This window comes from Synechococcus sp. LTW-G (assembly GCF_054459035.1).
Genome location: NZ_JBTKYW010000001.1, coordinates 646,004 through 658,273 on the forward strand (window position 1 = coordinate 646,004; position 12,270 = coordinate 658,273).

Annotated in this window: 13 protein-coding genes; 5 read left to right on the forward strand and 8 right to left on the reverse strand. The window is 66.3% G+C overall.

The window, feature by feature from the left end; genetic code table 11:
* Both ACXIQ9_RS03640 and ACXIQ9_RS03645 read right to left on the reverse strand, forming a co-directional pair.
* Positions 1–1,359, reverse strand: a complete 1,359-nt coding sequence (locus ACXIQ9_RS03640; protein ID WP_459015669.1) for a sodium-dependent transporter — start codon at positions 1,357–1,359, stop codon at positions 1–3.
* 66 nt (positions 1,360–1,425) lie between these two features.
* Positions 1,426–2,364: a DUF368 domain-containing protein gene (locus ACXIQ9_RS03645; protein WP_247477359.1), complete on the reverse strand. Its 939-nt coding sequence runs from the start codon at positions 2,362–2,364 to the stop codon at positions 1,426–1,428.
* A 75-nt stretch (positions 2,365–2,439) separates the two neighbouring features.
* Here ACXIQ9_RS03645 and ACXIQ9_RS03650 point away from each other — a divergent pair, with 75 nt between their 5' ends.
* Both ACXIQ9_RS03650 and ACXIQ9_RS03655 read left to right on the forward strand, forming a co-directional pair.
* Complete coding sequence (locus ACXIQ9_RS03650) at positions 2,440–3,663, forward strand: 1-deoxy-D-xylulose-5-phosphate reductoisomerase (protein WP_459015671.1); 1,224 nt, start codon at positions 2,440–2,442, stop codon at positions 3,661–3,663.
* Entirely contained in the window at positions 3,660–4,013 is a 354-nt protein-coding gene (locus ACXIQ9_RS03655) for a (2Fe-2S) ferredoxin domain-containing protein (protein ID WP_459015673.1), read from the forward strand. The genes ACXIQ9_RS03650 and ACXIQ9_RS03655 overlap by 4 nt, the downstream gene beginning before the upstream one ends.
* Here the strand turns inward: ACXIQ9_RS03655 and ACXIQ9_RS03660 are convergent.
* The 6 genes from ACXIQ9_RS03660 to ACXIQ9_RS03685 all read right to left on the reverse strand — a co-directional run bounded on the left by ACXIQ9_RS03660 (position 3,995) and on the right by ACXIQ9_RS03685 (position 8,798).
* On the reverse strand, positions 3,995–5,005 hold the full coding sequence (locus ACXIQ9_RS03660) for a YheT family hydrolase (RefSeq protein ID WP_459015675.1): 1,011 nt from the start codon (positions 5,003–5,005) through the stop codon (positions 3,995–3,997). The genes ACXIQ9_RS03655 and ACXIQ9_RS03660 overlap by 19 nt on opposite strands.
* A gap of 50 nt (positions 5,006–5,055) precedes the next feature.
* Positions 5,056–6,471 carry an NAD(P)(+) transhydrogenase (Re/Si-specific) subunit beta gene (locus tag ACXIQ9_RS03665; RefSeq protein WP_010315731.1) on the reverse strand — a complete coding sequence of 472 codons (1,416 nt, stop codon included), beginning with the start codon at positions 6,469–6,471 and terminating at the stop codon, positions 5,056–5,058.
* Entirely contained in the window at positions 6,468–6,767 is a 300-nt protein-coding gene (locus tag ACXIQ9_RS03670; RefSeq protein WP_010315729.1) for an NAD(P) transhydrogenase subunit alpha part 2, read from the reverse strand. The genes ACXIQ9_RS03665 and ACXIQ9_RS03670 overlap by 4 nt, the downstream gene beginning before the upstream one ends.
* On the reverse strand, positions 6,764–7,885 hold the full coding sequence (locus tag ACXIQ9_RS03675; RefSeq protein WP_247477348.1) for an NAD(P) transhydrogenase subunit alpha: 1,122 nt from the start codon (positions 7,883–7,885) through the stop codon (positions 6,764–6,766). The genes ACXIQ9_RS03670 and ACXIQ9_RS03675 overlap by 4 nt, the downstream gene beginning before the upstream one ends.
* Positions 7,886–7,948: 63 nt before the next feature.
* Positions 7,949–8,617, reverse strand: a complete 669-nt coding sequence (locus ACXIQ9_RS03680) for an SDR family oxidoreductase (protein WP_459015678.1) — start codon at positions 8,615–8,617, stop codon at positions 7,949–7,951.
* A 4-nt stretch (positions 8,618–8,621) separates the two neighbouring features.
* Entirely contained in the window at positions 8,622–8,798 is a 177-nt protein-coding gene (locus ACXIQ9_RS03685; protein WP_198001912.1) for a hypothetical protein, read from the reverse strand.
* A gap of 116 nt (positions 8,799–8,914) precedes the next feature.
* On the opposite strand from ACXIQ9_RS03685, the gene ACXIQ9_RS03690 reads away from it, so the two are divergent.
* The 3 genes from ACXIQ9_RS03690 (at position 8,915) to trxB (ending at position 12,228) form a co-directional block, all read left to right on the forward strand.
* Positions 8,915–10,390, forward strand: coding sequence for a DEAD/DEAH box helicase (locus tag ACXIQ9_RS03690; RefSeq protein WP_010315721.1), 1,476 nt, complete (start codon positions 8,915–8,917; stop codon positions 10,388–10,390).
* Positions 10,391–10,487: 97 nt separating this feature from the next.
* Entirely contained in the window at positions 10,488–10,733 is a 246-nt protein-coding gene (locus tag ACXIQ9_RS03695) for a hypothetical protein (protein WP_010315719.1), read from the forward strand.
* A 124-nt stretch (positions 10,734–10,857) separates the two neighbouring features.
* Entirely contained in the window at positions 10,858–12,228 is a 1,371-nt protein-coding gene (gene trxB, locus ACXIQ9_RS03700) for a thioredoxin-disulfide reductase (RefSeq protein ID WP_247477342.1), read from the forward strand.
* Positions 12,229–12,270: the final 42 nt, after the last annotated feature.

Here is a 12,270-nt window from a genome sequence, read left to right on the forward strand (position 1 = left end):
TTAAGCGCCAGCGCCGCTCCAGCTCTTGGCCAGATCGATGATCGAGATCAGCAGGCCCAGGCTGATGGCCGGCACCGAAATCCAACGCAGGGACCAACGCAGCAGACGAACGAGCTGAGGCGAGGACCCCGACTCCAGCAGATCGCTGCGGAAACGATCGGGCACCTGCCAGCCCAGCAGCAGGGCCAGCAGCAGACCACCGGCGATCAGGCAGACCCCGCCAAAGAGGGCATCCATCCGCTCCAGCACCCCAATGTCCAAAGCAGAAGGAAGGCCGATCACGGCAATCAGCAGCACCATCAGCCAGACGGCCCGGGAGCGGCTCCAGCCGAGGCGATCCATCAACGAGCTCACCGGCACCTCCAGCAGCGAGACCGATGAGGTGATCGCAGCCACGTAGGCCAATAGGAAGAAGACAGCCGCCACCACCCGGCCACCGCCCCCCAGGGAGGCCAGGCCCGTCGGCAGGCTGATGAAGAGGGTGCCCACGGTGCTGCCGCTGACCACATCCACCAGACCAAAGCTGGCCACCAGCGGGAAGGTGATGCAGCCGGCCATCAGGCCAACGGCGGTGTCCATCCCCACCACCGCCACCGCTTCACCGGGGAGAGCGCTCTTGCGATCGAGGTAGGTGGCGTAGGCCAAGATCGCGCCGATGCCGGTGCCGATCGAGAAGAAGGCTTGGGTGAAAGCGTTGCGGATCGTGCCCAGGTCCGTGAGCTTGCTGGGATCCCAGCGCAGCAAAAAACCGCTGTAGCCCGCATGGGCTCCGGGCAGAAAGGCCGCCCAGATCGCCAGGGCCAGCAGCAGGAGAAACAGCAGGGGCATGGCCCAGCGGGTGAGGCGCTCAATGCCGGCCTTGATGCCGGCGGCGACCACCACCCCGGTGAGGGCCAGGCTGATCAGGTGCCCCAGCACCGCATCACCGCCGCTGCTGATGCCGGCGAAGAAGCGCTCCGCCGCGGGAATGTCGGCTGGGAGCGGCGAACTCAAGGCATGGATCAAGCTGCGGCCCGTCCAGCCCATCAGGACGGCGTAGTAACTGAGGATCCCCATCGCGGCGGCCAGGAACAGCCAACCCAGCGGGGCCCAGCGGCGACCGCCGGCGGTGATCGGAGCCAGCAGGGGGGCGTGGCCCGTGCTGCGCCCCAGGACCATCTCGGCTACCAGCACCGGCAGACAGACCAGCGAGACGATCAGCAGATAGAGGAGCACAAAGGCCGCGCCGCCCCCCTGGGAGGCCCGATAGGCGAAGCCCCAGAGATTGCCCAGACCGACCGCGCTGCCTGCGGCGGCCAACACGAAGCCCATGGATGACCCCCACTGCTCGGGGGGGTGACCACGCTCGTGGGACGCCATGGGTGCAGCAAAAAGCAGCCCCCAGTTTCACCGGCGGGGCAAGGGAGCGGCATCAACGGATTGGACTCAGCCGCCCATTTCGGCAGCGCCCATCCGCTCTTGAATCCGCTCGAGGCCCAAGACCAAGAGCACGCCTAGGCCCATCAGCAGCAGGGCCAGGGCGAAGGCCGAGCCGCTGGGGGGCGCCGCCAGGGCATCCCGCAGGACGATCAACTTGCCCTTGGCGTTGGTGGTGCTCTCCAGCACGGTGCGGAAGGGCCAGATCTTCCAGAGGGAGCCGGCCATGAAACCCATCAACAGGGCCACGGTCTGGCCATGCCAGCGCTTCAGCAGCCAGCTCAGCAGACGCACAAACAGCAGCAGCCCCGTGGCACAGCCCAGGGCAAAGGGCACCAGGGTCGCCAGATCCAGGGCCTTCACCCCCTCCATCACGTACTGGTACTGGCCGAGCACCAGCAGCAGAAAGGAGCCCGAGACGCCCGGAAGAATCATCGCCATGATCGCCACGGCCCCGCTCCAGAAGATCGTGAAGGGGTCGTGGGGCATGGTCACCGGCGTACGGGTCACCAGCAGCAGCGCCGCCGCCACACCAACCACCATCGCCACCAGACCGGCGGCGCCCCAATGGGCATGGCGGGCGATCAACACGATCGAGCCGACGATCAGACCAAAGAAAAAGGCGAAGAGCAGGGCCGGCTGGTTCACATAGAGCCAGGTGATCGGGCGCACCAGCACCAGGACTGACCCGAACAGGCCAGCCAGCAGGGGCAGCAAAAAGCCCAGATGGACCCGCTCGGCGGCCTCCGCCCAGGCGCCGCGTCGCAGGAGGCCGAGGAGCTCGAAGTCAAAGCCCGAGACAGCCTCCAGCAGGGTGCCGTAGATGCCGAGGATGAAGGCCATCGTGCCCCCCGAGACCCCGGGGACCACATCGGCGGCGCCCATGGCGAAGCCACATCCCAGGACGTAGGGCCAGCGCTGAGGCGCCGCCGGGTTCTGCTCGGCCATCGCGGATCAAAGGAGTGCCGGCAACGCTACGCGCCTGGAAATGGGAAACTGGCCGCTGATCCCTGGAGCTCCGCCGTGAAAGCCCTCTCCGTGCTCGGCTCCACAGGCTCAATCGGTACGCAAACCCTCGAGATCGTCGAGGAGTTCCCCGATCGCTTCCGCGTCGTCGCCCTGACGGCCGGGAACAACCTCGATCTGCTGATCCGCCAGATCCAGAAGCACGCCCCTGAGGTGGTGGCCCTGGCGGATGAAGCCAAACTCCCGGCCCTGCAGGAGCGGCTCCAGGCCCTCTCCGCCAGTGAGCGCCCCGCCAAGTTGCCGGAGCTGGTGGGCGGCACGGACGGGCTCTGCACCGCCGCGGCCTGGTCCAGCGCCGACCTGGTGGTCACCGGAATCGTGGGCTGCGCCGGCCTGCTGCCCACCCTGGCGGCGATCCGCGCCGGTAAGGACCTGGCCCTGGCCAACAAGGAGACACTGATCGCCGCTGGTCCAGTGGTGCTGCCGGAGCTCGCCAAGAGCGGCTCGCGCCTACTGCCGGCCGATTCCGAGCACTCCGCCATCTTCCAGTGCCTGCAGGGCACCCCCTGGGCTGACACCGCCCGGCTCTCCACCGGTATGCCGACGCCGGGTCTACGGCGGATTCAACTGACCGCCAGCGGCGGTGCCTTCCGTGACTGGGATGCGGCGGATCTGCACAAGGCCACCGTGGCCGATGCCACCAGCCACCCCAACTGGAGCATGGGTCGCAAGATCACCGTCGACTCCGCCTCCTTGATGAACAAGGGTCTGGAGGTGATCGAGGCCCACTACCTCTTCGGTCTGGACTACGACCACATCGAGATCGTGATCCACCCGCAGTCGATCATCCACTCGATGGTGGAGCTGGCGGATTCCTCCGTGCTGGGCCAGCTGGGTTGGCCCGACATGAAGCTGCCGATCCTCTACTGCCTGAGCTGGCCGGAGCGCCTGGAGACCCCCTGGCGCCGCCTGGATCTGACCGAGGTGGGGCAACTGACCTTCCGCAAGCCCGACCCCGCCAAGTACCCCTGCATGGAACTGGCCTATGCCGCCGGCCGGGCCGGGGGAACGATGCCCGCGGTGATGAATGCCGCCAACGAGCAGGCCGTGGCGCTCTTCCTCGAGGAGAAGATCCACTTCCTCGACATCCCGAAGCTGATCGACAGGGTTTGCGATCGCCACAAGGCCGACCTCATGGCCCATCCCTCCCTGGACGACGTGCTGGCGGTCGACAGCTGGTCCCGTCAGGCGGTGCGTGAAGCTGCAGCCGTCTCTGTTTGAGCCAGCCGTTGATCCAGCACCACCTGCTGCTCTGCGCCACCCCAGCGAAGGCGCTCTGCAGCCCCGATCCAACGGTTGGCCCTGAGAGCTGGAGTGCCCTCAAGCGCCTGGTGCGGGAGTGGGGACTGGAGGATCCAGCACGCCCTGAAGGAATCGTGTTGCGCAGCAAGGCCGATTGCCTCCGCATCTGCGCCGAGGGTCCGGTGCTCTTGATCTGGCCCGAGGGAATCGTCTACGGCGGGGTCACCGCTGAGCGCGTTGAGCGAATCCTGAAGGAGCACGTCATCGGCGGCGCGCCCATCGAGGAGTGGATTGTCAAACGGATGCCCTTTCAGGCGAGCAAGGCCTGAAACCAGCGGGCGGTGAGCTGATCGGTCCAGCAACCGCCGCGGCCATGGAAGCCGTTATGGCCGCCCTTGGCGGTCACGAGCAGCTGTAAGCGCTCATCCTGGAAGGCTTCCAGGCTTCTTGTGGGCTCCACGGGTACCCAGGGATCATCCTCGGCGTGAATGAGCAGGCAGGGGGGCAGCTGTCGCCGGATGCGGGGCTCCTGCAGACGCCAGAGGGGACTGGCCTGGCGGTAGTAGTCATCCACCGAGCGATAGCTCCAACGGGGAGCCGTGATCGCCGCATCAAAAGCTCGGATGCTCTCGAGGGGCCCCTCCAGGGCCTGACGCTCGGCGTCCGTCACCCCAAACGGATCGGCCAGGGTCTGGGCCACCAGCCGCTTCAAGAGCCAATGCTGATAGAGGCGGTTGCGGGGCAACTCGATCTGGCGGGAGCAGCTCTCGAGATCGACCGGAGTGCTGATGGTGACCAGCCCATCCAGCAGTGGCACCTGGGGATCGAGACCGGCTGTCCGGCGCTCCAGTGAGCTGGAGGTCAGGGCATTGAGCAGCTTGGTCCCGCCCAGGGAAATCCCCATCCCAAGCAGGGGGAGGCCTGCGGCCAAGCTGCGGGCCTGGCGCAGGACCGGCAGCAGATCGCGATTGCTGTTGGCCGCATAGGTGCCGCGGGCCAGGGCACGGCCATCGCCTGCGCCGCGCATGTTCAGCCGGAGCACGGCAAAGCCGGCGCGCTGGAGGGTGTCACCCATCCGCCGCAGTCCGCCGCGCTGGCTTGATCCCCCCAGGCCATGCATCAACAGCACAAGGCCAAGGGGCTCCGGCCCTGAGAGGGGGGCATCCCACTTAGCGAGGAGCTGATCGCCATTGCCCACATCAAAGGGCAAGGGCTGCCCCTGATCGGGGGGAAGGGCATCCGAGCGGAAGGTGTCCCGCAGGGTCTGCAGATCGCCGTTCAGCCAGGGGAAGCGAGGCTCAAAGGGAGGCTCACCGTCCATGGAAAAGGGGCCCCGAGGGCCCCCAATGCTGCTCATTGGCGAGGAGCGAATCAAGCGCCCTTACCGACGCCCTGGCTGCGCAGTTCAGCGCAGAGGCCCTGCAGCACAGCCTTGGCATCACCGAAGACCATGGCGGTTTGAGGCAGCTCAAACAGGGCGTTCTTGATGCCGGCATAACCGGCGCCCATGCTGCGCTTGACCACAAACACCTGACGGGCCCCGTCCACCTCAAGCACGGGCATGCCGTAGAGGGGGCTGTTGGGATCGTTCTTGGCGTCGGGGTTCACCACGTCGTTCGCACCCAGCACGATGACCACATCGGTGCGGGGGAACTCGGGGTTGATGGTGTCCATCTCGAGCAGCTGCTCGTAGGGCACATCGGCTTCCGCCAGCAGCACGTTCATGTGACCCGGCATGCGGCCGGCCACCGGGTGGATGGCGTAGCTGACCTCGGAGCCATTGGCTTCGAGCATCTTGGCCAGCTCGCGCAGGGCGTGCTGGGCCTGGGCCACGGCGAGGCCGTAACCGGGGACGAAGACCACGCGCTCAGCGCTCTCGAGGGCCATGGCGCACTCCTCGGGGCTGCAGCTGACGATCCGGGTGTAGCCGGCTTCTTCGCCGCCACCACCAACCGGAGCAGCGCCGCCCAGGGCACCACCGAAGAGAACGCTCACCAGGGAGCGGTTCATGCCGTCGCACATCACCTGGGTGAGGATCAGGCCAGCGGCACCGACCATGGCGCCCGCCACGATCAGCAGCTGACTGCCCACCACGAAGCCAGCGGCGGCAGCCGCCACGCCGGAATAGGAGTTCAGCAACGAAATGACCACCGGCATGTCGGCACCGCCGATGGGCAGGGTCACGCCAATGCCGAGCAGGCTCGAGGCCACCACCAGCAGCCACAGGGACGAGCCAGCGGGATCGCCGGGGAGGGCAAAGGCACCCACCAGAGCGGCAACGGCGATGGCGATGTTCACGCCATGGCGCACCTGGCTCTGGGTCCAACCAGGGGTGTCGATCCAGCCCTGCAGCTTGCCCATCGCCACGATGGAGCCGCTGAAGGTGATCGCACCGACGAAGACCGAGATCACGATGGACACCAGGGCCACCATGTCCGACTCAGCGGAGTTGTAGAGGGCCACCGCAATGGCCACCAGCAGGGAGGCCATGCCACCGCAACCGTTGAAGAGGGCGACGGTCTCCGGCATGGAGGTCATCGGCACCCGGCGAGCCGTGATCAGACCCAGCAGGCCGCCAGCGGCGGTACCAACTGCAATCCAGACCCAAGCCACCGGCGAGGGCGCCAACTGAATCAACAGACCCACCACGGCAAGGCCCATGGCCAGGGCAGCCAGGCCGTTGGCGGAGCGGGCGGAGCGAACCTTGGAGAGGCCCTTGAGGCCCAGGGCCAGCAGCAGGACCGCCAGCAGGTCAATCAGATAACCAAACAGCGCGAGGCCACTCATCGGCGTGCTCCTGACTTCTTGCGGCTGAACATGGCGAGCATGCGGTCGGTCACGAGGAAGCCCCCGATCACGTTGAAGAGGGCAAAGCCCAGGGAGACCGCGCCGAGGATCAACATCCCGGGGTTGCCCTGGGCCTGAGCGATCAGGGTCAGGGAGGCCAGCACGGTGATGCCACTGATGGCGTTCGCGCCGCTCATCAGGGGGGTGTGCAGGGTGGGGGGCACCTTGCCAATCAGTTCCAGACCCAGGAGGCTGCCGAGCAGCAGCACCCAAAGGGCTTCATTCAGGCTGCTCATGCAGCACCTCCGGCAGATTCAGGGGCGTTGTGGCTGAACAGGCAGCCCGAGACGATCTCGTCGTCCAGATCGAGATTCACCGAGGAGGCACCCTCGGCGGTGGTGTTGAGCAACAGCTCAAGCAGCGCAGCGATGTTGCGTGCATAGAGGGCACTGGCGTGGTTGGCGACGCTGCAGGGCAGGCCATCGCCGCCGATCAGCTGAACGCCGTGGCGGATGACGGTCTGGCCGGGCACGGTGCCTTCGCAGTTGCCGCCTTGGGCGACCGCCAGGTCAACCACGACGCTGCCGGGACGCATGTGCTGCAGCATCGCGTCATCGATCAGACGGGGCGCCTTCTTGCCCGGCACCTGGGCCGTGCAGATGACCATGTCGGCCAGGGCCAACTGTTCGGTGAGTTGACGGCGCTGCTCAGCGAGGAAGGCTTCTGTGGCCTGCTTGGCGTAACCACCGGCTTCGCCAGGCTTCTGATCCAACTCAGGGGGATCAATAAAGCGGCCACCGAGGGACTCCACCTGCTCCTTGGCGGCGGGGCGAACGTCGCTGACGTAGGCCACGGAGCCCAGGCGACGGGCGGTCGCCAGGGCCTGAAGGCCCGCCACGCCGGCGCCCAAGATCAGGGCTCGGGCCGGCTGAATCGTGCCCGCGGCCGTCATCAGCATCGGTACGTAGCGATCCAGGGCCGCCGAAGCAAGCAGAACGGCCTTGTAACCAGCGATGTTGGCCTGGGAGGAGAGCACGTCCATGCTCTGGGCCCGGCTGATCCGAGGCAGCAGCTCAAGGGCGAGTGCGCTCACCTGAGCGGACTGGAAACGCTGCTTGAGGGCGTCGTTGCCGTGGGGCTCCAGCAAACCCAGAAGCAGGGCTCCGGCTTTCGGGGAATGCTTCTGGGCCAGATCCGAACCCTGGACCGTCAGAACGACGTCCGCTTGGGACCACTGCTCAGCACTGGGGTCCGTCAGCGCAGCACCGGCCTCTTCATAGGCCGCGTCGTCGTAACCGCTGGCCTGACCAGCGCCCCGCTCGACGACAAAGGTGCAGCCGCGTGCCGCCAAACGGCGCACGGTTTCGGGAGTGGCCGCGACCCTGGTTTCACCAGGACGGCACTCCCTTGGCACTAAAACACGAATCAATGTCTCGACCCTGGGTGGAGGCAGATTCGCATACGGCCGTAAGCGTTCTCAAGCCAACCAGCTGGCAAGCGCAGGGGGTTCAGGGGCCGGAACGTCCGGAACAGTACTGGTGATCTCAATGATGCGTCCCGCGCTGGCTGGGACCTCCAAGGCATCCAGGCAAACCCGTGCCACCAGGCGGCGCGGAAGGCTGCCGTCCTCCTGTTGATCAGCACCGGAGAAGCGCAGCTCCTGTGCGGCGATGTCCTCCTCGGCTTCCTTGAGGCCGCCGGGGCGAACGATCGTGACCTCTAGCCCGCTTTGTTCGAGCCACTGCTCGCCGAGGCGTTTCCAGACCAGGATCAGCCCAAAGAGGTTCAGCGGGTGCAGCCAACGGCCCGCACAGAGGGAACTCACCAGCACCAGGCGCTTGAGGCCAACGGAGCGGCAAGCCTCCAGCTGCTGGCGCACGCCAAGGGCATCGACTTTCAGGGGGCCCAACAAATCAATGCTGGGTCGAGCCCCGGTGGCGATGACCAGGGCATCGCAGCCGAGCAGGGCCTGTTGCAGGGCCGCGCTGTCGTTCAGCTGGAGGCGATGCACCTCGGCTCCCTCCAACCCAGGTGGGAGGACTGAGCCAGGTCGGACGATCGCCCGAACCTCGAAACCGCGGGCCAGGGCCTCGGCGACCACTCTCCAGCCGGTTTTGCCGGAAGCGCCGGTGACCGCGACTCGCATGGACTCAGAACAGGGGCAGAAGCTCCTGTTCTAAGCAGCGGGCCTGGGGACTGGAGCCCTGTCGGCGCAACTGGCGCGCCCGCAGGATCATTGGGTCCAGATCGCATTCCAGAGACAGCGCCTCCTCAAAGCGCTGCCGAAGCTCGTCTGGGGTGAGTGCAAACAGAAAACGCTCATCCATGGGCAACAGGGGCAAAGCCCGGGAGCGGGTGATGGCCGGAAGTTAGTGCCTCCAGCGCCAATGCGAATAGGTAGAAGTGCCCAACTTTTTTGGCCGAATCGCCACACAATGGCGGCATGCCATCGCTGTCCTTCGACCTGCGCGTTCCCCGGCGCGCTCCGGCTGCCGCCAAGGCTGTTGAGCAGCGGCCGCTCAGCAACCTGCAACCGCGGCAGTGGCAGACCCAGCTGATCCAACTGCTGCGGCGCCGGCTGGAAACCAACCGGGGCAGCGATGTTCTGATCAACGCCGGGCCCGGGGCCGGCAAAACCCTGGGGGCCCTGCTGAGCTTTGAACGGTTGCTTCGAGAAGGCCGGCTGGAGCGCTTTCTGGTCTTCTGCCACCGCAGCTCCATCGCCGCCCAGTGGATTGCCTCTGCCGAGCGGCTCAATCTGAAGATCCAGGACTGGCAACCGGGGCTCTGCGGCAGCGACCTGGCGGACAGCCAGGGCCTATTGCTCACCTATCAGGCGGCGGGCCGCAACCTGGAGTCCCTGGAGCAGCAGCTCAAGCAGTGGGGCTGGGGTCCCTGGCTGGCCATCGCCGATGAGGTGCACCACCTCGGGGTCGACCCGGAGGAACCGGAGGCCACGGCCTGGGGCCATGCCTTTAGCCGGCTCAGCCAAAGCGCCCAGTTGCGCCTGGGGCTCACCGGCACGCCGTTTCGAGCCGACAACCTCGGCTTCTGTGCCGCCCGGCGGATCCAGGTCCATGACGGCCAGGAGTGGGTCGAGCAGATCGCTCCTGACCTCAGTGTCGAGCCCAGGGAATTGATCCAGGCCGGTGACGTGCGCCCCCTGGAATTCCGCTTCCAGGACGGCTGGGTGGATCACGGCCGGCAGGGGGAACTGTCAGACACCGAGCGCTCGCCCCTCTCCCAGGAAGAGCGCGAGAGCTGGCGGGCGCGGAACCTGCGGCGCGCCATTCGCCTGGGGGACAGCAGCAGCATCGCCCTGCGGCTGCTGCTCAATGCCCGCAAACGGCTGGAATCCGTTCGGCGCGAGCACCCAGAGGCGGGCGGCCTGGTGGTGGCCCGTGACATTGCCCATGCCCGCCGGATTTGCGGACTGCTGGAGGAGGAAGGGGACCGGGTTCAACTGGTGCACTCCCAAGACCCCGAAGCCGCAGAACGCATGGAGCGCTTCAAGGCGGGCGATTCCGACTGGCTGGTGAGCATCGACATGTGCGCCGAGGGCTTCGATGCACCGAGGCTGCGGGTGGTGGCCTACCTCACCACCGTCGTCACCCGCACTCGCTTCGTGCAGGCCATCACCCGAGCCGTTCGCATGAATGGAGAGCGGGCCAGCGCCGAGAGCGTGCCGCGGCACCCCTCCTACGTCTTTGCCCCAGCCGATCCGCTGCTGATGCAGTACGCCCGGACCTGGTCCCTGAGCGAGCCCTACGTCCTGAGGCCGAAAAGCAGCGACGCTCCGGAAGAAGCAAGTGGACAAAACCGAGGCGCCAGTTTGCCGCTGCAGGCCGTCGAGGATGGTGCCGGAGGGGTGATTCGGGTGCGAGGACCACGCCTTCCTGACTTTTTAATGCAGCAATGACTACATCGAATATTCAGCACTGAATGCGAATTTGTGCGAATCAAGCCCGGAAAGCGGCACGCCAGCCGCCAACCTGGTCTCAACCGCACGGAGAACCATGCACGGTTCAACCCAACGGCGCATCTCGGTCGCAAGCAACTGGGCCGTCACTCGCATCGCTTACCTGGATGATCGCGAGCTTTATGAAGACAGCTACGCCCTGACAGAGGAGTTCCGGGAATGGATCCTCTGCGCCGACGACCAGCCCGAACTGATCCTGGACCAGGTCTTGATGGTGCCCAGCTTCGAGAAGGGCTCAGAGAACGAAACCAGCAACGAATCCGACGGCTTACTTGAAATCTAAAGAGAATCTTTAGGCCTTCCCGTTTATTTGCTCTGGCGAAGGGGATACGGACAACCGTCCCACCCCTCCCCAATCGCCGCCAGGGAGATCCCTAAACTAAAGCGAAGTCATTCCGCTTTAGGCCATGGCCGCTGGCGCGCCCGGATCGGTTGAAAACCTCGTCATCGTGGGCTCCGGCCCCGCCGGCTACACCGCAGCGATCTACGCCGCCCGGGCCAACCTCAGCCCTGTGGTGATCACGGGTTTTCAGGACGGCGGAATCCCTGGCGGTCAGCTGATGACCACCACCCACGTCGAGAACTTCCCCGGCTTCCCCGATGGAATCCTCGGCCCCGAGCTGATGGACAGGGTCAAGGCCCAGGCCGTCCGCTGGGGCACCCGCTTAATCGAGGCCGACGCCGAGGCCATCGACCTCTCACAGCGCCCCTTCCGGATCCAGGCGGACGGGCAGACCATCCAGGCCCACGCTGTGATCCTGGCCACGGGTGCCAGCGCCAATCGCCTGGGCCTCCCCAGCGAGCAGCGCTTTTGGAACGCCGGCATCAGCGCCTGCGCCATCTGTGATGGTGCGACCCCGCAGTTCCGGGATGTGGAGCTGGCGGTCGTCGGCGGAGGCGACTCCGCCTGCGAAGAAGCGGTCTACCTGACCAAATACGCCAGCCGTGTCCACCTGATCGTGCGCAGCGACAAGCTCCGCGCCAGCAAGGCCATGGCAGACCGGGTGCTGGCCAACCCCAAGGTGCAGGTGCACTGGAACCGTCAGGTGGCGGACTGCAGCGGTGGCGAGTGGCTCGAGGCGATCCAGCTCAAGGATCCCGCGACCGGCCAGAGCGAAGAGCTCCCCGTGCGGGGCATGTTCTATGCCATCGGCCACACCCCCAACACCCGCCTGGTGCGGGAGCAGCTCAGCACCGATGGCAAGGGCTACCTGATCACCCAGCCGGGGCGCCCCGAGACCAGCCTTGAGGGGGTCTATGCCGCCGGAGACGTGGCCGATGCGGAGTGGCGCCAGGGGATCACGGCCGCCGGTAGCGGCTGCCAGGCCGCCCTCGCCGCCGAACGCTGGCTAACGGAGAAGGACCTGGCGGTCACCGTCAGCCATGAGCCCGTCGATCCAGCCGAGGTGGGCGAAACCAAGCGCACGGCCGTCAGCGATGAGGCCAACTTCAGCAGCGATGCCCTGTGGCAGAAGGGAAGTTTTGCCTTGAGGAAGCTGTATCACGACAGCACCAAACCGCTGGTGGTCGTCTACACCTCACCCACCTGCGGCCCCTGCCACGTGCTCAAACCGCAGCTCAAGCGCGTGCTCGACGAACTGGGAGGACAGGCCCAGGGCATCGAAATCGACATCGAGGCCGAACAGGAGATTGCGCAGCAGGCCGGTGTCAGCGGCACACCCACCGTTCAGGTCTTCCTGAACAAGGAACTCAAGCAACAGTTCCGCGGGGTCAAGCAGCGCAGCGAGTTCAAGGCGGCGATCGAAAGCCTGCTCTAGGCGGTACGGGCCACAAAAAACCCCTGGCCGCTCTGGCCAGGG

What these genes read in the sequence shown, in the direction of transcription:
- ACXIQ9_RS03640 (WP_459015669.1), bottom strand. Translation starts at nt 1,359, where the DNA reads ATGGCGTCCCACGAGCGTGGTCACCCCCCCGAGCAGTGGGGGTCATCC.
- ACXIQ9_RS03645 (WP_247477359.1), bottom strand. Translation starts at nt 2,364, where the DNA reads ATGGCCGAGCAGAACCCGGCGGCGCCTCAGCGCTGGCCCTACGTCCTG.
- ACXIQ9_RS03660 (WP_459015675.1), bottom strand. Translation starts at nt 5,005, where the DNA reads ATGGACGGTGAGCCTCCCTTTGAGCCTCGCTTCCCCTGGCTGAACGGC.
- ACXIQ9_RS03665 (WP_010315731.1), bottom strand. Translation starts at nt 6,471, where the DNA reads ATGAGTGGCCTCGCGCTGTTTGGTTATCTGATTGACCTGCTGGCGGTC.
- ACXIQ9_RS03670 (WP_010315729.1), bottom strand. Translation starts at nt 6,767, where the DNA reads ATGAGCAGCCTGAATGAAGCCCTTTGGGTGCTGCTGCTCGGCAGCCTC.
- ACXIQ9_RS03680 (WP_459015678.1), bottom strand. Translation starts at nt 8,617, where the DNA reads ATGCGAGTCGCGGTCACCGGCGCTTCCGGCAAAACCGGCTGGAGAGTG.
- ACXIQ9_RS03685 (WP_198001912.1), bottom strand. Translation starts at nt 8,798, where the DNA reads ATGGATGAGCGTTTTCTGTTTGCACTCACCCCAGACGAGCTTCGGCAG.
- ACXIQ9_RS03690 (WP_010315721.1), top strand. Translation starts at nt 8,915, where the DNA reads ATGCCATCGCTGTCCTTCGACCTGCGCGTTCCCCGGCGCGCTCCGGCT.
- ACXIQ9_RS03695 (WP_010315719.1), top strand. Translation starts at nt 10,488, where the DNA reads ATGCACGGTTCAACCCAACGGCGCATCTCGGTCGCAAGCAACTGGGCC.
- trxB (WP_247477342.1), top strand. Translation starts at nt 10,858, where the DNA reads ATGGCCGCTGGCGCGCCCGGATCGGTTGAAAACCTCGTCATCGTGGGC.